Consider the following 19882-nt stretch of genomic DNA (forward strand, 5'->3'; position numbering starts at 1 on the left):
GTTTTTTGTTTGTGTTATCATTATCAGCAAACTATTCGTAATTGACCGGACGTCTATACCACACTGCAGGGCAGCAGCGCATTCACCCTTGAGCCCGATACCAGAGTATGGACGAGCAGATCATCAAGCAGCAAACTTCACCTGGACCCGAACGGCTGGCCCTGGTGGCCAGGCACACCAATAATGGCGTCATGATCACGGATGCCCGGGGCCGCGTGGAGTGGGTCAATCCGGCCTTCGAGGCCATGACCGGCTATAGCCTTGAGGAAGTGGCCGGCCGCCCGCCGGGCGAACGCCTGCAGGGCCCGGACACCGATTCCCAGACCATTGCCAGAATCAGACAGCACTTTGACAAGGGCGAGGGTTTCGACAGGGATATTCTCAATTACCGCAAGGACGGATCAACCTTCTGGGTAAGGATGATCTGCACTCCTATCGACCGCAGGGATCACCCGGAGGGTGGTTATGTGGCCATCCAGGTGGATATCACCCACCGCAAGGCGATCGAGCGTCGCCTCAAGATTTCCGCCAGCGTATTCGAGCGCAGCCACGACGCCATCGTCATTTCCGATCGCAACAACCAGATCGTTGACGTCAACCCTGCCTTCACCCGTATCACGGGCTACGACCGCGAGGAGGCCATCGGCCGCAACCCCAATATGCTCAGCTCGGGTCGACAGGGCAGCGAATTCTATCAGGCCATGTGGCGCTCCATTAACGAGCACAACTGCTGGCGTGGCGAGATCTGGAATCGCCGGCGTAACGGCGAGGAGTATCCGGAGTTTCTGCAGATTACCCGCGTCCAGCTGGATGAACCCGGCGACTGGTATTATGTCGCCAGTTTTTCCGATATCTCGGCACTCAAGAATCACGCCGAGGAGCTGGAACGGGCGGCCAATTACGATGAGCTCACCGGACTGCCCAACCGCCAGCTGATGACAGCGCGCCTGGACCGGGAAATGGAGCATGCCGATCTCAGCCGCAAGACACTGGCGGTCTGCTACCTGGACCTGGATGGCTTCAAGGCCATCAATGACCAGGTTGGTCAGGGCCTGGGTGATCGGGCGCTGATGACGGTTGCCAACCGGCTGCGCCTGTCCATCAGGAGTGATGATACGGTGGCCCGCGTCGGTGGCGATGAATTTGTACTGCTGCTCAGGGACGTCGACGACCCCCGTGTTTACCAGCGTATTCTCGATGCGGTGCGTCAGCCCCTGTCCATCGGCCCGACGACCGCGAACATCACCGGCAGCATGGGCATCGCCCTCTACCCCAACGATCCTTCCGATTCGGAACGACTGGTGCGGCATGCCGACCAGGCCATGTATTTCGCCAAGGAAAAGGGACGCAACAACTATCACTTTTTCGATCCGACCCTGGACAAGCATCTGCAACAGCGCCGGCAGCTGCTGACGGAACTGACCCAGGCCCTCAGGGGCAACGAATTCGAGCTCCATTACCAGCCCCAGGTGCAGATGAGCGATGGCCGGGTGGTGGGCATGGAAGCGCTGGTCCGCTGGCGGCATTCGCAGCGGGGCCTGGTTCCGCCGGGGGAGTTCCTGCCCTTCATCGAGGGCAGCCATCTCGAGGAACGCTTCGGCCAGTGGGTTCTGAAAAAGGCCCTGGAACAGCAGGCGATCTGGGCCCGCAGCGGTCATCTCCTGGCCATAAGCATCAATATCAGCGCCGCCCACCTGCTGGCCCCGGGTTTCGCCAATTTTCTGCGGCGCTATCTCTCCGAGCACCCGGAACTCTCTCCGTCACTGGTTACGCTGGAAATCCTGGAATCCACGGCCCTGGACGACATGCAACGGGCAGGCAAAGTCATTGAAGACTGCCGCAACCTTGGCGTCCAGGTCGCCCTCGACGATTTCGGCACGGGTTTTTCGTCCCTCAGTTATTTCCGGACATTGCCGGTGGACCTCATCAAGATTGACCGGAGTTTCATCTTCCGGATGCTGGAAAACGACAGCGATTGCGCCATCGTGGAGAGCGTTATCTATATGTCACGACGGTTCAATCGCCCGGTGCTGGCGGAAGGGGTGGAAACCCTGAGGCACGCGGAAGTCCTCAGAGACATGGGGTGCGATCTGATTCAGGGCTTTGGCATCGCCCGACCCATGCCGGCGGGGGAGGTCGAACGCTGGCTGTCCGGCTGGACCTGGAATCTCGATGCCCGCTCGACAGCTCACTGACGATACCGGCGTTCATCGAGGGTGGTCAGCAGTTCCGGTTGGAACACCATCAGCCCCGTGACCACCGTGCCGTTGACGAAGCCCTCGGGCAGTACGAACAGGGGCAGGTAGCGCAAGTAATCATGCACCAGGTGATACCAGTCGTACACGCCGGTCAGCCAGAGCAACAGCACCATGGTCACGCCGGCGCTGGCGACAGCGGCGCCGGCGCCAAAAAAGCCGCAGAAGAAGATGTAGGCGAAGAAGTTGCGGAAGTTACGGTGGCGTTCCCAGCGCATGATGCCATGGGTAACCAGCGCCGGCACCATGACCGTGATCAGACCGTTGACCGCGAACAGCGACAGGGGCTCGTGACCGGTCACCACCACGATCACCAGCGCCAGCAGACCGGAAAAAACCGCCAGTGGCCAGCCCAGCATGAGGGTGACCGCGGTCATGCCGAAGATATGGATGCTGAGCCCCGGCGAGAGGCCGGCCCGCAGTTGCCACAGGGAGCCCAGTGCCACGGCGGCACCAAACAGGCAGTGCTGGAGGCGTGGCGAGCTCCTCAGCCCAGCCCAGCTGGTCTGGCGCACTGCGGTTACCAGAACACCCGCGAACAGCAGCCCGCAAACCAGCAACAGCCAGCCGGGAAACAGGTTGTCAGTCAGCCCCATACCCTGCCCCTTTTTTCCACACTGTCCTTTCGGATCGTAACCTGCTGATTCTGCAGGCGACCGTCAGGTCTCAAACAACCTTTCATTGACAATGGTCAGGCGACGATTGTCAGAAAGGCACTACCATGGTGCAATGACTCGCTTTACCCATACTCAATCATCGGTCCTCTGACAGGAGAATTCCATGGCGGCACGCCTTGACGAAAAGCTTGAACCCATTTTCCAGGATGTTCTGCACCGCAACCCAGGAGAAGTCGAGTTCCACCAGGCAGTCCATGAAGTACTGGAAACCCTGGGCCCGGTCCTGGTGAAATATCCGGAGTTCGCAGACAAAAAGATCATTCAGCGCATTTGCGAGCCGGAACGGCAGATTATTTTCCGGGTGCCCTGGCAGGACGACAAGGGTGAGATTCATATCAACCGGGCCTTCCGTGTTGAATTCAACAGCGCCCTTGGCCCCTACAAGGGAGGCATGCGCTTCCACCCCTCCGTCTACCTCGGCATTATCAAGTTCCTTGGCTTCGAGCAGATCTTCAAGAACGCCCTCACCGGCCTGCCCATCGGCGGCGGCAAGGGTGGTAGCGATTTCGACCCCAAGGGCCGGTCCGATGACGAGATCATGCGCTTCTGCCAGAGCCTGATGACCGAACTTTACCGCCACCTGGGCGAGTACACCGATGTGCCAGCGGGCGACATCGGTGTCGGCGGCCGTGAGATCGGTTACCTGTTCGGACAGTACAAGCGCATCACCAACCGTTACGAATCCGGCGTCTTTACCGGGAAAGGAATCAACTGGGGCGGCAGCTGCGCCCGCACCGAGGCCACCGGCTATGGCACGGTGTTCTTCACCCAGGAGATGCTCAAGGCCCGTGGAGAAACCCTTGATGGCAAGACCGTGGTGGTTTCCGGCTCCGGCAACGTTGCCATCTACGCCATCGAGAAAGCGCACCAGCTGGGGGCCAAGGTCATCGCCTGCTCCGACTCCGGCGGCATCCTGGTTCACGAGAAAGGTATCGACCTGGCGACCGTCAAGCGAATCAAGGAAGTAGAGCGTCGCCGCATCAGCGCCTACACCGAAGTCCATAAGGACGCGCGATACGTCAAGGGCGGCAGCCTCTGGTCCGTTCCCTGTGATGTGGCGCTGCCCTGTGCCACCCAGAACGAGCTCAACGGCTCCGACGCCAAGACCCTGGTGGAAAATGGCTGCATTGCCGTGGCCGAGGGGGCGAATATGCCCACCACCCCGGAGGGTATCCAGATTTTTCAGGAGGCCAGACTCTCCTACGGCCCGGGCAAGGCCGCCAACGCCGGTGGTGTCGCCACCAGTGCCCTGGAAATGCAGCAGAATGCCAGCCGCGATTCGTGGACCTTCGACTACACTGAAAAGCGGCTGGAGGAAATCATGATCAACATCCACAAAAACTGCTTCGAAACCGCCGAGGAGTTCGGCTCTCCGGGTAACTACGTGATCGGCGCCAATGTGACCGGATTTATCAAGGTGGCCAGGGCCATGGATGCCATGGGCCTGATCTGATCATGACGGACGTCACCAGTTCCGGAGACACGACGCTGATCTCCACCGGCGTTGCCGGCCTGGACCGGGTTCTCGACGGGCTCAGAATTGGTGACAACGTGGTCTGGCGGGTCAGTGACCTGAACGATTACCGGAGCTTTGTTCTCCCCTTCGTCCGCTCCGCCAGGAAGGCGGGACGCCAGATTATCTACCTGCGCTTCGGGCAGCATGAGCCGCTGCTCCCCCCCGGACCTGGTATCCGCATCGTCGAGGTGGATGCCAGGGACGGCTTTGAATCCTTTACCGCCCGGGTCTGGGAGCTGGTTGAGACCTGGGGCCACGGCGCCTTCTACGTCTGCGACTGCCTCAGCGACCTGCTCGACGCCTGGGCGACGGATACCATGGTGGGCTATTTCTTCCGGGTGATCTGCCCGCTTCTGTTCGAGCTGGACACGGTAGCCTGGTTTGCCCTCTATCCTCACCGGCACTCCCGTCACACCCTTGACCGCATCCGCGCCACCACCCAGGTGATGATTGACGTTCACCGGGCCGACAACGACATTCAGATTCAACCGGTGAAAGTCTGGCAGCGCCAGTCTCCCACCATGTTTCTGCCCCACCGCTACCAGGACGGCGCCTTCACGCCGGTGACCGACAGCAGCAACGCCACACGGCTGCAGGCGGCCATAGAGCATCAGGCCCACGGCACCCAGCAACGTCTTGACCGCTGGGACCGTCTGTTCCTCGAGGCCAGGGCGCTGTCCGGCAGCGAAGACCGGACCGCCCGCCGGGCTCTGACCGAACGCATCCTGAGGGTCCTGATAAGCCGGGATCCACGTGTTCTTGAACTGGCGGAGCGTTACCTGGACCTCGATGACCTGACCGCCATTCACAACCGGATCATCGGCAGTGGTTTTATCGGCGGCAAGGCGGTGGGCATGCTGCTGGCCCGTGCCATCCTGTTGCAGGAGGATCCCGATACCTGGAACGAGGCCCTGGATCCCCACGACTCCACCTTCCTCGCGTCGGACGCCTGGTACGCCTTCCTGGTGCATAACGGGTTATGGCCGCTGATGATGCGACACCGCACCTATCAGGGATATTTCGAGGAGGCCCCGGCTCTCAGAAATGCCATCCTTGCCGGAACATTCCCCCCCGAAGTGCGCCCCGAACTGATCCGGACCCTGGACCATTTCGGTCAGTATCCGATCCTGGTCCGCTCCAGCAGCCTTCTGGAAGACGGTTTCGGCAATGCCTTCGCGGGCAAATACGAGAGTGTTTTCCTGGTCAACCAGGGTGATCCGGAGCAGCGACTGGCGGAGCTGGAGAACGCCATCCGCCAGGTCTACGCCTCCGCCCTGAGCGAGGACGCCCTCAGCTATCGTCGCAGCCGCGACCTGGAGCACCAGGAAGAACCCATGGCCCTGCTGATCCAACGGGTCAATGGTCGTTTCCATGATCACTGGTACCTGCCTGATGCCGCCGCCGTGGGTGTGTCCCGCAATACCTTCGTATGGGACCCGGACATGACGCCGGAGGCTGGCATGCTGCGGCTGGTTATGGGCCTGGGCACGAGAGCTGTCGACCGGATCGAGGGGGATCATGCCCTCGTTGTGGCCCTGGACCAACCCGATAAGCAACCCTTCCGCAGCCGCGAGGAGAACTACCGGTTCAGCCAGCATCTTGTAGACGCGCTGGATGTCAACGGCCCCGGCCTGACGACCATCGATCTGACCAGCCTGGCCCGGGAGGTGCCCGACCTGCCCCTCTCGCAACTGGGGGAGACCGACCGGGAGGCCTCGGACCGGGCACGGGAACTGGGCCTGGACCACCCGGTGTGGCGCCTCACCTTCCGCCCCCTGATCCGCAAGGGCGATGTCACGGCTATGGCAAGCCTTTTGCTGAAGACCCTCGAACAGGCCTACCGCCACCCTGTGGATGTGGAGTTCACCCTGCACCTTGCCACCGCCGATAACCCCAGGCCCCGCCTCAACCTGGTGCAGTGCCGTCCCCTGGCCACGATTGGCGAGGCCAGCCCGGTGGAACTGCCGCGACGGCCCGACCCACGCCAGATACTGCTGTCCACGGAAGGTCATTTCATGGGGGGCAATATCAATCTGCCCATACACCGGATCATCCGGGTAAAAGCGGAGGCCTACAGCGCCCTGACTGTGCCCGAGAAGTACCAGGTCGCCAACCTGGTCGGCCGGCTGGCCCGCCAGACACCGGAGTACTTCAACCTGATGCTGGCGGGTCCCGGCCGCTGGGGCACCAGCAGCCCCGAGCTGGGGGTGCCGGTGGGATTCGCGGACATCAGCCGGGTTTCGGTACTGGTGGAGGTGGCCGACATGGGCAACGGCATGGTGCCGGATCTGTCATTCGGCTCCCATTTCTTCCAGGACCTGGTGGAATCCGGAATCGCCTACGTGGCCCTGTTCCCGGAGGAGACCGGCTCCCGCTGGAACCCGGACTGGCTCACGGATCACAGCCTGCTGCGACAGGCGGACTGCCTGCTGCGGGACGATCTGCCGCCGGCTCACATCCGCGACTGCGTGGAAATCCGGGAATGCGAGGACCATCCCATCCGGGTTCTCGCGGACATCACCGTGCAACGTTTACTGGCCGGCCACCTCTGACTCCGGCTCCAGGGCCTTCCAGGCCTGGTAGTTGGTGAGGTAGATCTGCCCGGTCAGGTTATCCAGAAACCCTGTCCCCCGCAGCCGATCCATCACCGGCCCCTTCACCTCGGAGAGGTGCAGGCGCACGCCGCTGTCCTTCAGGCGCTCATTGATGGCCTCCAGGCTCTCCAGGGCAGAGGCATCGATGAGGTTCACCGCCGGACACACCAGCACCACGTCCTTGAGTTCCGGCTGTGTGCTCGCCAGATCCAGCACGCAGTCCTCCAGAAAACGCGCGTTGGCGAAGTAGAGACTTTCATCCACCCGGAGCATGGCCAGGTCCGGGCGGGTTTCCACCTCGTGCCGGCGCACATTGCGGAAGTGCTCGGTCCCGGGAACCCGGCCCACCACCGCGCTGTGGGGGCGACTGGTGCGATAGAGAAAAAGCCCAATGGAGAGGCCAACCCCGGCCACGATGCCGGCTTCGACGCTGTAGGCCAGGGTCAGCAGGATCGTGGTCAGCATGGCGATGAAGTCTGCCCGGGAATAGCGCCAGGTGCGCACCACCGCCGGTACATCGATCAGGCCGGACACCGCCACGACGATGGTGGCCGCCAGGGTGGCCACGGGCAGCAGGGCGATGGCAGGCGTCAGGAACAGCGTCGCCAGGGCGATGCCTATGGCGGCGAAGGCTCCGGCCGCCGGGGTTTCGGCGCCCGCCTCGAAATTCACCACCGAGCGGGAAAAACCACCGGTCACCGGCATGCCCCCGGAAAATCCGGCACCGAGGTTCGCGGCGCCCAGGCCCATCAGCTCCTGGTCCGGATCGATGCGCTGACGACGCTTGGCCGCCAGGGTCTGACCCACCGACACCGACTCCACAAAGCCCACAATGCTGATCAGCAGGGCGCTTATCGCAAGCTGCTGCCAGAGCGCCAGGTCCAGCGTCGGCATCACCAGGCCGGGAAGACCACCGGGCACGTCTCCCACCACGGCGACACCAGACTGGTCCAGTGCCAGCGTCCAGGTCAGTCCGGTGGTGACCACCACCGCCAGAATGGGCGAGGTCTTCACCAGGATATCCGCCGTTTGCGGTGCGAGGCCGGACCGGACAAGGACCCCCTTCAGGTGTTTTCGGGTCAACCAGAGAAAAACCAGCGTACCTCCGCCTATCGCAAGGGTAGCCGGATTGATACGGCTCAGGCCGGAGACCAGTCCGGGAAACAGCGTCAGAAGATTGTGGCCGCCCGCCTCAATGCCCATCAGGTGCGGAAGCTGGCTCGCCACGATCACCACGGCCGACGCGGTGATAAACCCCGAGATCACGGGGTGGCTGAGAAAATTTGCCAGGAATCCGAGCCGGAGAAGACCCATCAGCATCAGCATCAGCCCCGACAGGACCGCCAGCACAACGGCGCCGCCAATATAGCCGGCCGAACCAGGCTCGAACAGTTCACCCAGTGCCGCCGCGGTCATCAGGGAGGCGATCGCCACGGGGCCCACCGAAAGGGTCCGGCTGGAGCCGAACAGGGCGTACAGCACCAGCGGCAGCATGCTCGCGTAGAGCCCTACCTGTGGCGGCAGGCCCGCCAGCATGGCATAGGCCAGGGACTGGGGAATCAGCATGACGGTGACGATCACCGCCGCCATCAGGTCATGGCCGAGGGTGAGTCGTCCGTAGCCGGGCAGCCATTCCAGAATCGGCAGATATCGCGCAAGCTTCAAAATGTCGCCGCCGTCAGAAACGGTTAAGAGGGACTTTCAGATAAACCTGACCATTGTCCTCCGGTGGCGGCATATGGCCCGCCCTCATGTTGACCTGAACCGAGGGAAGGATCAGGCGGGGCATATCGAGGGTTTCATCCCGCTCGCTGCGCATTCTCACGAATTCATCCTCCGTGATGCCGTCGTGAACGTGCACATTGCTCCTGCGCTGCTCCGCCACCGTGGTCATGTGCTGGTACTCGTCACGCTCTGGCGCCTTGTAATCATGGCACAGGAAGATCCGGGTCTGGGGAGGAAGACTCAACACCTTCCGGATCGACCGGTACAGGGTACGGGCATCGCCCCCGGGGAAGTCACACCGGGCCGTGCCATAGTCCGGCATGAACAGGGTATCGCCCACAAAAGCGGCGTCCCCGATAACGTAGGTCAGGCAGGCCGGGGTATGGCCGGGCGTGTGGAGAACATGGCCCTCCAGGCCTCCGATCCGGAAGCGATCACCCTCCTCGAACAGGCGATCAAACTGGCTGCCATCACGGGCGAACTCGGTGCCGGCATTGAAGGCTTTGCCGAAGATCTCCTGCACCTCCACGATGCGGGCGCCGATGCCGGTTTTACCGCCCAGCGCCTCGTGCAGATAGGGTGCCGCGGAAAGGTGGTCGGCGTGGACATGGGTTTCCAGGATCCACTCCACCACCAGACCTTCCCGGCGGACGTAGGCAATAATCTCGTCAGCGGAGCGAACGTCCGTGCGGCCGGCGGCGTAGTCGAAGTCCAGCACCGAATCAACAATCGCGCAGGCATTGCTGTCCGGATCCCGGACCACATAGCTGAAGGTGTTGGTGGGCTCGTCGAAGAAATGCTGAACAAGGGGAGTATTCATGGGAACGCCTTTCAGTATCACATTTGTTCTAAGCATATACTGAAAGGTAATATAGTGAAATACCGATTTTCTATAACCGTGATTTCCCTGATGCATCCACCAGGCAGTCCCGCCCGGAACGCTTGGCCTTGTACAGGCGGCGGTCGGCCTCGGTGACCATGGCATCGGTACTCAGCTTTCCCGGCCGCAGGTCCACTACATGGACCAGGCCCGCACTGACCGTGACCGGCACCGTCCTGCCCTTGAACTCCACGTTCATGGCACGTACCCGTTCGAGTATTCGCAACAAGGCCTGCCTTGCGGACTCATGGCTTGCGCTGGCCAGGGCGACCACAAACTCCTCCCCGCCATAGCGCGCGGCAACATCGGTGCCGCGGAACTGTTCCTGCAGCAGGCGACCGAACTCCTGGAGCACCCGGTCGCCAGCCTGATGACCGAGGGTATCGTTCACCCGCTTGAAATGGTCGATATCCAGCATCGCCAGGGCGAAACCTTCCCCCGTCCGCTGGAAACGCGACATCATCTCTTCGACCCGGGGCTGAAGGTAGCGCCGATTATGAATGCCCGTCAGCGGGTCCCGGATGGACTGATTCAGCAGCTCCTGCTCCAGACGGTGACGTTCCAGGGCCTCCGAGAGCAGGTTTGCCGCCAGGATGAGCAGGTCCGACTGGTCCTTTCGCCAGCTTCGCACGGTCAGCGAGTCCATGCCGAAGAACCCCTCCACCACACCCCGGATCAGGATGGGCACGCAGAACATGGCGGCCACCCCCTGCTCTTCCAGTAACTCCCGTTCAGCAACCGCCTCTTTCGGGAGCTTGCTGACGTCTTCGATAAACACCACCCGGTTCTGCTTCAGGACGCTCTTTGTCTGAGCCTGCCACCAGTGAAATCCGGTGATATCCACTTGCTGCTGGGATCCCTTCAGTTCCGGGACCCCCTCCCGACACCATTCATGGGTGTTGGTCATCCGGGCCAGGTCCTCGGAGAACCGGTACACGTAGACTCTGTCAACGCCGAAGAACTCCCCAATGCGTGCCAGGAAGGTCTGGACTTTGTCGTCAATGTCCCCAATGGTCGAGTTAATGAAGTCTGAGGAAAGGCTCGTCATCAGTTGTTGAAATGACAGCTGGTACTCGGCCTCTGCCTCACTCTTCCGGAGTCCGAACTCCAGATCCTTGTGAGCCTGGATGTCAGTAAACTGCCCGAACCAAAGGGTGCTACCGCCGGGTTCCCTGCGAGGCACTGAATGACCCTCAAACCATCGGTATTCGCCGCTTCTGAGCCTAAGTCTTGCTTGCTGCTGCCAGGGAGCCAGATCCTGAAAAGATTGCTGGATGGAGGAGCCGACCGCGTCGTGGTCGTCGGGATGGATGATGTTAAACAATTCGGAAGCGTCCCGGAGCAATTCATCCGGTGAGACCCCGAACAGATCCCGGACACGGCTACTGATGAATGGGATACGATGCGTGGACGCGTCGGCACTGATTTCATAGCAGAACAGCACGCCTGGTACGCCAGAAGCGAGTTCCCGGAACAGCCCTGAAAAATCCAGGTTATCCGTTGCGGATTTTGACGCCATAAGAAGAGGGCCCTTGGCAGGCGGGACAACCACCGTCTCTTGCGTTCCATCCTAGCCCAATCCCTGACGCCGTGCCATTTCACGAGGGACCCCAGTACCCTGGCGAAGGGCTCGCGGGGATGGCATTACACGCCCCGGGTGCGCCACAATGCTCCCTTTTCAGGAAAACTCGAATTGACCGACGAATCATCCAGATTACGCGCTGAGTGGCAGGCCTTCTGGCTGGCACTGGGATTTCTTACCCGTCTTCCGATGATGGTAAAGATCGACTACAGCCAGAAGCTCATGAATCAGAGCAGCCTTTACTTTCCCCTGGTGGGACTGCTGCTGGGCGCCCTGTACGCCACGACCTATACGGGCCTGACCCTGGTGTTCCCGCCGCTGACAGGCATTCTCCTGGTGATGGCCCTGCATCTGTGGACGACCGGAGCCTTCCATGAAGATGGCCTGGCGGACAGCGTGGATGCCCTCGGGGGCGGCTATACCGTCGAGCGCCGCCTGGAAATCATGAAGGACAGCCGTATCGGCACCTATGGCACGGCCGCCCTGGTCATGTCCCTCGCCCTCAAGGCAGCGCTGCTGCTGGACAGCTCACTCATCTGGCTGGCGCTGCTGGTCGCCCCGGCGGTCTCGCGGCTGACACCGCTGCTACTGATGGGCGGTATGCGCTATGTCACGGACACAAGCACAAGCAAGAGCAGGCCGGTGGCGGACGGTTTCTCCCGGCGGCGGCTGGCTCTCGCTTGCGCCTTCACCCTTACCCTCACCCTGGTGTTCAGTCTCTGGCACGTCAACCTGCTGCTGTGGAGTGTTATCGCAACCATGGGGGTGGCCCTGCTCTGGGGTCGGTATCTGCACACCCAGCTGGGGGGCTATACCGGCGATGCCCTGGGGGCCAGCGTGGTCCTCTCCGAACTCGTTCTGCTTCTGCTGCTGACTCTGGAGTGACGGTCAGCGCAGCGCGGGGACGCAGCCATTATCCCCGGAGCGAGGGCAGGATTCAGCTCAGTGCAGGAACCGCTCAAGCTCCTGAACCGGCAGCGGTCTGGCAAACAGGTAGCCCTGGGCGAAATCACACTTCTTCTCTTTCAGCCAGTCCCGCTGCTCGGCTGTCTCCACGCCCTCCGCCATGACCTTCAGCCCCAGTCTGTGGGCCATCATGATGATGGTTTCGAAGATCTCCCGTTCAGTCGAGCGGGCGCCAGTCTGCAAAAAGGCCGGAGCGACTTTCAGGTAATTGATATTGAAACGTTTCAGGGAGGTCAGTGAGGAGCACCCGGTGCCGAAATCGTCAAGGGCCAGTTCGAGACCGGCGTCCTGAAGACTTTTCAGACGCTCCTGCAGGTAGGGGGAACCATTTACAAGGGTGTTCTCGGCGAGCTCCACCACCACGTTGCTTGCGCCTTCCTTTCGCCGGTTGGTGTGTATTTCCCAGGGTTTTTTCCGGGTATCGTGAATGAACTGCAGCGGTGAGGTGTTGACGCTGACCTGAACACTTCGCCCGGTATCCAGGCTCCACTGATCGGCCTGGGCTGACGCTTCGGCGAACACCCAGTCCTCTAGTTCATCGATCAGCCCTGTTTCCTCCGCAAGCTTCAGAAACTCTTTGGGAAGTAACAGGCCTCGCTGGGGGTGCTCCCAACGTAACAGTGCTTCGGCTTTGGTAACGCGGCCCGTGGCGAGTTCGAAAATCGGCTGGTAGTAGAGCCTGAATTGCTGATGTATCAGTGCCTGACGGAGGTCGCCAATCAGCTGTTGTCGTTCCGACGGGGACTGTTCGCGCACTTCGCTGAAGAAGCAGAGCTGATTGCGACCGGTGCCCTTGGCTGTGTACATGGCCCGATCGGCGCGGTTCAGCAGCTTTCGACTGTCCGACGTATCCTCGGGAAACATGGCAATGCCAATGCTGCCGGAAACCATTGCCCGCTCCTGATCCAGCTCAAACGGAGCACTGAGCTGATCCAGAATGTCCCTGGCGATCACCTCGATAAGTCTGGCGTCACCAAGGTCCAGCAGGAGAACAGTAAACTCATCGCCTCCCAGGCGTGCAACGGTATCGGTCTCACGGATGCAGGACTTGATCCGATCCGCGCTTTGCTGCAGCAAACGGTCCCCCGCTTCATGCCCCAGCCTGTCGTTAACCTCCTTGAAGTGATCCAGATCGATCAGTAACAGCGCAAAAGGAATGCCCGTGCGATTGGAATGAGTGGCATTCTGGTTCAGCCGGTCTTCGAACAGGCGCCGATTGGGGATACCGGTGAGAGCGTCGAAGTTAGCCAGTCGCCAGGTTTCCTCTTCCGACCGCTTTTGTTCAGTGACATCACGGGCGATACCGGAAATGGCCTCCACCACCCCCTGATCATCAATCACCGGGGCATAAACGTAGTCGATAAACCGCTTTCCGGCCTCTTCCTCTAACACCACTTCCTGGTGAAGTTTTTCTTTCTTCCTTATCACGCGGGACAATGTCTGACTCTTGCCGGAGGAGTCTGGAAGACAAATATCTGCGAAGGATTTACCGATGAGATCGTCCCTGGATCTATCCTGGAACGCCGCCATGGCATCATTCGCGTAGAGGAACCGACCTTCAAGGTCCAGCACAAAACCGGGATCGGGCATGGATGACATCATCGTTTCAAATAGCCTGGCCTGATGCTCCGTGTCCGCCTGGTACCGCTGTATGGACTCTGACAGCGTCTTGTCCAGTGCCTCATTGAACTGAACCAGATCAGTAAACTCCCGATGGCTCGATGGTTTACCGTCCTCGATCCACATCTGGATGATCGATCTCCGCAAGGCTCTGAACTCCGTGGCCAACTGGTGTACATCGGCTCCCATACCAAACCGTTGTGAGCCGTGCTTCTGGGCGGAGGTCTCTTCGCCAGATAGGGAGCCCCGCCCAATCGACCTTTCCGACGATTCATGCTCGCTCTGCCGATGTTCCATATCATGAATGATGGCCTCAAGGACGAATTTAAAATGATCTCGTAGTTCCTTCCGGGAAAAATTTTCCGGAGGGAGGATAGCCCGTGCATCCTGTTCGCATTCAAGGAGAATACTTTCCATGTTATCGCGGATAAATTGGGCGAATCTCATCTTCTGGGGGGCCTCCATGGCATCCTGTTCCAGGCGGGCAGGCGGAGCAATTGTTTCATCCCGGAAAAGAGGTGACGGGCCTGCAGCGTCAATGGCCGTCTCTTCGGAACCCGCGACATACTCAAAGCCTAGCTCGGAAGCAGTCGTTTTCAATCCGGAGCGTTCAAATACCTTTATCTGAACTGCCTGTTCATGGTCCCCGGCACAGCCCGCGCCCATCTCTCGCCCCTGACCCGGAATCTGCTAAGTTTGAACAGGACCACCCATCCCCCTGGAGCCCCCATGAAAGACCTGCTTGTGGTGTGCCTGACCGCCCTGACCCTGGCGATGACCATGCCGGTGGCTCACGCCCAGATGACGGAGAGCACGGAGCCGGAAATACGGGTTCAGGATACCCCGCGGGATCAGGCGATCCAGAGCCGCCTGAAGGCGGTACTGGCCGCCATTGACGGCCTTGAGGATGTCGAGGCCACGGTGCAGGCAGGGGTGGTGACCCTGGAGGGGCAGGTCTCCAGCGCCCGGTCCGCCCGGGAACTGACTGCGGTCGCCCAACGGGTTGAAGGGGTGGTCTTCGTCCAGAACCGGCTGCAGGAGGAAGTGGATGTGGCGGCCCGCCTTCAGCCCGCCCGCCGGAAATTCCAGGAGCTGGTGGCCACCGTGATACGCACCTTGCCCCTCACCCTTGCAGCCCTGGGTGTGGTCGTGGTGTTTGCGCTCCTCGGCCGGTGGATCAGCCACCATGCTGACTGGCTGCGGCACCTGGGTTTTTCGGAACTGGCGTCCCATCTTGGCAAGCGGGTGATCCGACTGATCATCACCGGCATCGGCATCCTGCTGGCCCTGGAAATCCTCGACGCCACCGCCCTGGTGGGCGCCATGCTCGGCGTGGCCGGGGTCGCCGGCATCGCTGTGGGTTTCGCGTTCCGCAACATCGTTGAGAACTATCTGGCCGGCGTACTGCTGAGCGCCAGGAATCCCTTCAACATTGGCGATAATGTGCAGATGGGCGAGCTCGCCGGAAGCGTGGTTCGCCTCACCTCCCGGGACACCGTGCTGATGACCGCGGAGGGTAACCACCTGCGCATTCCCAACAGCATGATCATGACCTCGCCGCTGACCAACTTTACCCGTAACCCCCTCCGCCAGTTCGATTTCCCGGTCAACATAGCGGCGAACCTGGACCCCGCCGACGCCCGGCGGCTGGGCACGGCCACCCTGCGGGGGATGAAAGGGGTGCTATCGGACCCCGGCCCGCTGGGTGTGGTGAATTCCCTGGGTGAGGGCACCGTGCAACTGCGTTTCTTCGGCTGGATCGACCAGCGGGAGACGGATTTCCTGAAGGCCAGGAGCGAAGCCATCCGCCTGATCAAGGCCGCGTTCGATGGGGCTGGCATCGAGATGCCGGCGCCCACCTACCGCATCCGCACGGATGACAGCCCATCCCGAGCGGGCCAGAAGCCGGAAACCACCGTAGCACCCCACGAGCCGGTGGACGTTGCCGCCGACTACACCATCGACCGGCAGGTTGAGGATGAACTGCGAACCTCGGGCGAGGAGAATCTCCTGAAAGCCGGCAGGAACGGGCAACAGTAGTGTTCTGCGTCGGGTGGACCTCTACCGGGCCCCGTATTGTCAGCCATTGATGGGAGACCACCACATCCGGTCTGGCACCTGGCCGGAGCCAGCACCGGCAAACCCCGGATCAGGGAATGATTCCGGCGGGAAACTAGTGTCTCGGCCGGTTAATTCGCTGACCTACTGAGCCCCTGAAAGCCTTGAGAGCAAGGCGCGGTGTCGAAGGTTTGGTGGTTTCAAATCGAGGCGCCGCAACACAGCTCTCAAGGCTTTCAGGGGCTCCCGGAGGGCTTGCCGCTGGCGACTCTGGACCTGTGTTGTCAGCCCTTGATGTGGAACCACCACACCTGCGGACTGACGCCTTGGCCAGAGTCGCCAGCGGCAAGCAATAGGTCAGCGAATTAACCGGCCGGGACACTAGGAGGCCGCGTAGATTGAGTTGCTGAAGATATAAATGTGCAGAATGGCCATTGCCAGACAAAACAGGTTTGAGAAAATCACATAGGACCGGAACGCTTTCCCCTCAACGGTATTTCTGGACAGGCAGATAAAACCGATAATAAGCGTCGATATGGCGACAAGAAAGGTCGGCAAAGCCAGGAACATCATCTTTTCAGAATCCGAACCCACCATCGCAACATGGAATTCAGCCTGGCCAATCTCTGACGCCGCCCCCAATATGAACACCACGTAGTAAATCGTGAAAAACGCCAGGGAAACCGCCAGTTGCACACCAAACACGCCGATGACATACCAGGTGTTCTTCATGTGATGAATCTCGGCCACGGATTGTCCTCCATGTTCTTGGTCGCCCAGGAATCCATCCGATGGGACAACTCCCCGAGGCCAGCGAATGCATCAGCCCACGCAGAACCCCGCCAGCGGATATTGACCTCCCCACGATATAAAACGTCTGGCCGCTCATCAAATGGAACGTAAGCAGGCAGACCAACTGCTATGCTTGAGAATTTACCCACGAGGCCCGCTTTCCGATGTTCGAGATGTTCTTTACCACCTACCTCAGCTCCACCATCCGCTTCCTGTTCCTGCTCGCCCCCTTCTTTGTTGTCTCCATGTTCCTGGCCCTGACCCGGGGACTGCCCGCAGCGGAGAAAGAGTCCATCATCCGCCGGGCCTGCATATCCGCCCTCGTGCTGGGGCTGATCCTGTTCTTCGCGGGACCTCTGCTGTTCAGTGCGATTGGCATTACCCTGAATTCCTTTCGCATCGGCGCCGGCAGCCTGCTGTTTCTGACCGCCATCAGCCTGGTCACAAGTGGCACCCGTAACCACGCCACCGGACTGCCGGACGAGGACCGGGATGACATTGCCGTAGTACCCCTGGCAATCCCGGTGATGATCGGGCCGGCGACCATCGGCGCCATCCTGGTATACGGGGCGGAGCTGAATACTGTGCCGGCCGTTGCCGGAGGTCTTCTCGGACTGGTGTCCGGCCTGTTCATACTGGCCGTGCTGCTGCGACTGTCCGGTCACCTGGAAAATGTACTGGGCAGGACGGGGCTGAATATCCTCTCGAAGATCAGTGGCCTGATCCTGTCCGCCATGGCGGCGGAAATTGTCATGACCGGGATTGCCGGGTTTATGGCATCCACCTGAGCCGCGCCCGTAAGGAGTGCCGGCCGGTCGAGCGGGATGCTCACGGCTACGGCTTCCAACGGTCCCGAAAAGAATCGCCGATGGACCTGGCCGCCTCGTCAGCCAGCCGGAGCCGGTCTTCTCTCACTCAGCCATTGCCGCAGGTCGTCGTCCAGGTGGAACTGGGGGTAGGACCAGTTCTCCTCCTCCATTCCGATGTCCTCCTCCCAGACCCTGATTTGCTCCCTGACCTGACCGAACATGGCTTCGGGATCAGTGAGGGACAGGCCCACGTGCTGGTACACCGCCTTGGTGAACCAGGTCATCTCTGAGTCGTCGCCACAGCCAAAGGAGGTACGGTCTTCCCTCGCGGAGGTCATGATCAGGGTGTTGCTGTCCCTTAGCTGGTTGAGCCAATGGCCGGAGTAACAGGCGGAGACCACCAGCACTTTGCGGTGGGCCTTCAGGGGCTCGAGCATTTCCGCGAAGGCCTTGGGGGTCAGGTCCGGCAGTTCGATACCGGGCTGCTGCAACAACAGTCCACCGTCCTGGCCACCGTGGCTCACCAGGTGGATGAAAAGCAGGTCCTGCTCCGGGTCCATGCGCTGACCCAGGGCCTCGATGGCCCTTGCGATGGAGGGCCGGCTGGCCAGGGGAAGGGTTTCATAGTCGCGGTGATTGAGCAGCATGATGGCACGGCTCTCAACATCGAACAGCTTCTGCAAGCCGGTTCTGGCAACCTCGATATCCCGCATGAAGACGGACTCGGTACCATCGCCACCCACCGCGAGAAAATAGGCATCAGTGACACCCGGGCGCTCGGGTTCCAGGCGTTCAATCTGACGGTTCAGGCGCTGGCGGTCCTCGGCCAGAATCTTCTCGGTCAGGGGTTCGGTTGGCTTTTCCGGTGTGTATTCCTCGCCATCCAGGAATTCACCGTACTCCCAGCTGCCGGAGAGGCTGCCCACATCGTCCGGTGCACCGGTGTAGGTGTAGGTGTAGGTGCCTTCACCGTGGTAGTACCAGTCACGGAACTCGCCCTCATAGGTGCCGTAATCCGTGATGTGCGCGCCCTCCACCGGGTCACCATCAACGAACCTGGCGATATAGACGCTGTCATTGACTTCATAGCGTCCTACCCCATGGAACCGGTTATTCCTGAAGGCGCCTTCATAAAGACTGTTTTCATCCTGAAGCACGCCCTCCCCCGCCATCAGGCCCTTCTCGAACTCGCCTTCGTAGCGCCAGCCCGCCGCGGAATCGAGCTCGCCCTTCCCATGCCAGTATCCTTCCCGAAACTCGCCCCGGTAGACCGTCCCACCGGGAAATTCCTGAACGCCTTCTCCGTGGAAGACGCCGTTGCGGGTCTCCCCGGTATAGGTGCTGCCGTCCGGGAGCCGGGCGTCGGAGGGCAGCAACGGTGAGGAATCACAGGCCGCCAGGAGCAGAGCCAGGATCAGTGACAGGGTGAGTCGCAGGGCGCGAGGTAAATCGGTGGACATCCGCTACTTTTCCAGGCCCATTTGACTCAACTTCCATTTCAGAGTCTCAATCCGGTCCTGGCCGAAAAACGGCTCACCATCAACCACCAATGTGGGCACTCCCCAATGACCAGCATCGGCCAGCATCTGCTGATTGTCTTCAATTTCGCGCATGTGGCTGGCATCATCGCTGATTGAGGCATCCATCTCCCCCAGGTTAAGACCGGCTCTGCTCGCCGCGCTGGCAAGATGATCATCCTGGTGCCAATTTCTGGTGCCACCAAAAATAAGCCTCGACACTTCCGCCACGAACTCCGGCCCGCGGCCCCGCCGCTGAGCCTCAACGCCCAGGCAGCTCAACCAGTAGATATAAGGCTGCTTCTGAGGAACACTGAAATTCTTGATATCCATGACAACCGGATCGGGCGAAGGCCAGGCATGAGGCATTCCCAGGAATTCCGCCCGACGCTCCCAGTCCAACTGGATATACTTGACCTTGTTCAGGCTCTCTGGCGTGAACAGGATGTCAGGGCTTCTGATAGCGATAGGCAGTACCACCCGAATATTCACCCGGACATCGTAGTTTTCACGAATTTCAAGAATTCCAGGCGTCGCCAAATAGGAGTATGGGCTCCTGAACGACCAAAATACATCAACTTCTCTCATACAACCCTACTCCACTGACGTTATCAAATCTGGATGCGGCGGCACATGCAGCCGGGAACGGGAATCGTTTATATTCAGCGACGTTGGCGCCGGACCACATCTCGATCTCTCAAAAATGCTGCAGGCAGGAATGATTGTCAATTCTCATGCCGTAAGTCTCGCTTAATGCAGGGTGACGTTCATGCGATCTACCAGACCACTCGAGGCCCGAAGATCACTACACATCGATCCATAGTTAGGGTATCGGTCTTCGGGCGAACGGGCGGACTACTCCGGTGGACTTCCCCGACAGCCAGGCGACCG

14 protein-coding genes are annotated in these 19882 nt (G+C 60.6%); 6 read left to right on the forward strand and 8 right to left on the reverse strand.

The features are described from left to right. Nucleotides 1–107: 107 nt before the first annotated feature. On the forward strand, nt 108–2195 hold the full coding sequence (locus BM346_RS09510; protein ID WP_092011374.1) for a putative bifunctional diguanylate cyclase/phosphodiesterase: 2088 nt from the start codon (nt 108–110) through the stop codon (nt 2193–2195). On the opposite strand, the gene BM346_RS09515 is transcribed toward BM346_RS09510, so the two are convergent. Next, nucleotides 2189–2851 (reverse strand): energy-coupling factor ABC transporter permease, encoded by a 663-nt coding sequence (locus BM346_RS09515; protein ID WP_092011377.1) that lies wholly within the window; start codon nt 2849–2851, stop codon nt 2189–2191. The genes BM346_RS09510 and BM346_RS09515 overlap by 7 nt on opposite strands. A 184-nt stretch (nt 2852–3035) precedes the next feature. Between BM346_RS09515 and gdhA the strand changes: the two genes are divergently transcribed. Both gdhA and BM346_RS09525 read left to right on the forward strand, forming a co-directional pair. Next, nucleotides 3036–4385 carry an NADP-specific glutamate dehydrogenase gene (gene gdhA, locus BM346_RS09520; RefSeq protein ID WP_092011380.1) on the forward strand — a complete coding sequence of 450 codons (1350 nt, stop codon included), beginning with the start codon at nt 3036–3038 and terminating at the stop codon, nt 4383–4385. A gap of 2 nt (nt 4386–4387) precedes the next feature. Then, nucleotides 4388–7000 carry a PEP/pyruvate-binding domain-containing protein gene (locus tag BM346_RS09525; RefSeq protein WP_092011383.1) on the forward strand — a complete coding sequence of 871 codons (2613 nt, stop codon included), beginning with the start codon at nt 4388–4390 and terminating at the stop codon, nt 6998–7000. Here the strand turns inward: BM346_RS09525 and BM346_RS09530 are convergent. The 3 genes from BM346_RS09530 to BM346_RS09540 form a co-directional block, all read right to left on the reverse strand. Next, entirely contained in the window at nt 6980–8707 is a 1728-nt protein-coding gene (locus BM346_RS09530) for a SulP family inorganic anion transporter (RefSeq protein WP_092011386.1), read from the reverse strand. The two genes, BM346_RS09525 and BM346_RS09530, sit on opposite strands and share 21 nt — an antisense overlap. Nucleotides 8708–8720: 13 nt before the next feature. Then, complete coding sequence (locus tag BM346_RS09535) at nt 8721–9587, reverse strand: MBL fold metallo-hydrolase (protein ID WP_092011389.1); 867 nt, start codon at nt 9585–9587, stop codon at nt 8721–8723. A 70-nt stretch (nt 9588–9657) separates the two neighbouring features. Continuing rightward, entirely contained in the window at nt 9658–11166 is a 1509-nt protein-coding gene (locus BM346_RS09540) for a diguanylate cyclase (protein WP_092011392.1), read from the reverse strand. A gap of 174 nt (nt 11167–11340) precedes the next feature. Here BM346_RS09540 and cobS point away from each other — a divergent pair, with 174 nt between their 5' ends. After that, a complete protein-coding gene (gene cobS, locus BM346_RS09545) occupies nt 11341–12114 on the forward strand; it encodes an adenosylcobinamide-GDP ribazoletransferase (protein ID WP_092011395.1) in 774 nt (257 codons plus the stop codon). Between the two features lie 57 nt (nt 12115–12171). Here the strand turns inward: cobS and BM346_RS09550 are convergent, their stop codons facing one another. After that, nucleotides 12172–13962 (reverse strand): putative bifunctional diguanylate cyclase/phosphodiesterase, encoded by a 1791-nt coding sequence (locus BM346_RS09550; RefSeq protein WP_227662835.1) that lies wholly within the window; start codon nt 13960–13962, stop codon nt 12172–12174. Between the two features lie 582 nt (nt 13963–14544). On the opposite strand from BM346_RS09550, the gene BM346_RS09555 reads away from it, so the two are divergent. Beyond that, entirely contained in the window at nt 14545–15855 is a 1311-nt protein-coding gene (locus BM346_RS09555) for a mechanosensitive ion channel family protein (RefSeq protein WP_167812609.1), read from the forward strand. Nucleotides 15856–16254: 399 nt separating this feature from the next. Here the strand turns inward: BM346_RS09555 and BM346_RS09560 are convergent, their stop codons facing one another. Beyond that, a complete protein-coding gene (locus tag BM346_RS09560) occupies nt 16255–16623 on the reverse strand; it encodes a hypothetical protein (protein ID WP_092011401.1) in 369 nt (122 codons plus the stop codon). A 206-nt stretch (nt 16624–16829) separates the two neighbouring features. Between BM346_RS09560 and BM346_RS09565 the strand changes: the two genes are divergently transcribed. Then, nucleotides 16830–17453: a MarC family protein gene (locus tag BM346_RS09565; RefSeq protein ID WP_092011404.1), complete on the forward strand. Its 624-nt coding sequence runs from the start codon at nt 16830–16832 to the stop codon at nt 17451–17453. A 98-nt stretch (nt 17454–17551) separates the two neighbouring features. Here the strand turns inward: BM346_RS09565 and BM346_RS09570 are convergent, their stop codons facing one another. Next, nucleotides 17552–18934: a C13 family peptidase gene (locus tag BM346_RS09570; RefSeq protein ID WP_092011407.1), complete on the reverse strand. Its 1383-nt coding sequence runs from the start codon at nt 18932–18934 to the stop codon at nt 17552–17554. A 3-nt stretch (nt 18935–18937) separates the two neighbouring features. Then, nucleotides 18938–19579: a 2-hydroxychromene-2-carboxylate isomerase gene (locus BM346_RS09575; RefSeq protein WP_092011410.1), complete on the reverse strand. Its 642-nt coding sequence runs from the start codon at nt 19577–19579 to the stop codon at nt 18938–18940. Between the last annotated feature and the right edge of the window lie 303 nt (nt 19580–19882).

Origin of the sequence: Marinobacter daqiaonensis, assembly GCF_900115285.1 — a bacterium.
GTDB classification, from domain to species: domain Bacteria; phylum Pseudomonadota; class Gammaproteobacteria; order Pseudomonadales; family Oleiphilaceae; genus Marinobacter; species Marinobacter daqiaonensis.

Coding starts and splice junctions, on each gene's coding strand:
- BM346_RS09510 (WP_092011374.1), top strand. CDS start 108: ATGGACGAGCAGATCATCAAGCAGCAAACTTCACCTGGACCCGAACGG.
- BM346_RS09515 (WP_092011377.1), bottom strand. CDS start 2,851: ATGGGGCTGACTGACAACCTGTTTCCCGGCTGGCTGTTGCTGGTTTGC.
- gdhA (WP_092011380.1), top strand. CDS start 3,036: ATGGCGGCACGCCTTGACGAAAAGCTTGAACCCATTTTCCAGGATGTT.
- BM346_RS09525 (WP_092011383.1), top strand. CDS start 4,388: ATGACGGACGTCACCAGTTCCGGAGACACGACGCTGATCTCCACCGGC.
- BM346_RS09535 (WP_092011389.1), bottom strand. CDS start 9,587: ATGAATACTCCCCTTGTTCAGCATTTCTTCGACGAGCCCACCAACACC.
- BM346_RS09540 (WP_092011392.1), bottom strand. CDS start 11,166: ATGGCGTCAAAATCCGCAACGGATAACCTGGATTTTTCAGGGCTGTTC.
- BM346_RS09555 (WP_167812609.1), top strand. CDS start 14,545: ATGAAAGACCTGCTTGTGGTGTGCCTGACCGCCCTGACCCTGGCGATG.
- BM346_RS09565 (WP_092011404.1), top strand. CDS start 16,830: ATGTTCGAGATGTTCTTTACCACCTACCTCAGCTCCACCATCCGCTTC.
- BM346_RS09570 (WP_092011407.1), bottom strand. CDS start 18,934: ATGTCCACCGATTTACCTCGCGCCCTGCGACTCACCCTGTCACTGATC.
- BM346_RS09575 (WP_092011410.1), bottom strand. CDS start 19,579: ATGAGAGAAGTTGATGTATTTTGGTCGTTCAGGAGCCCATACTCCTAT.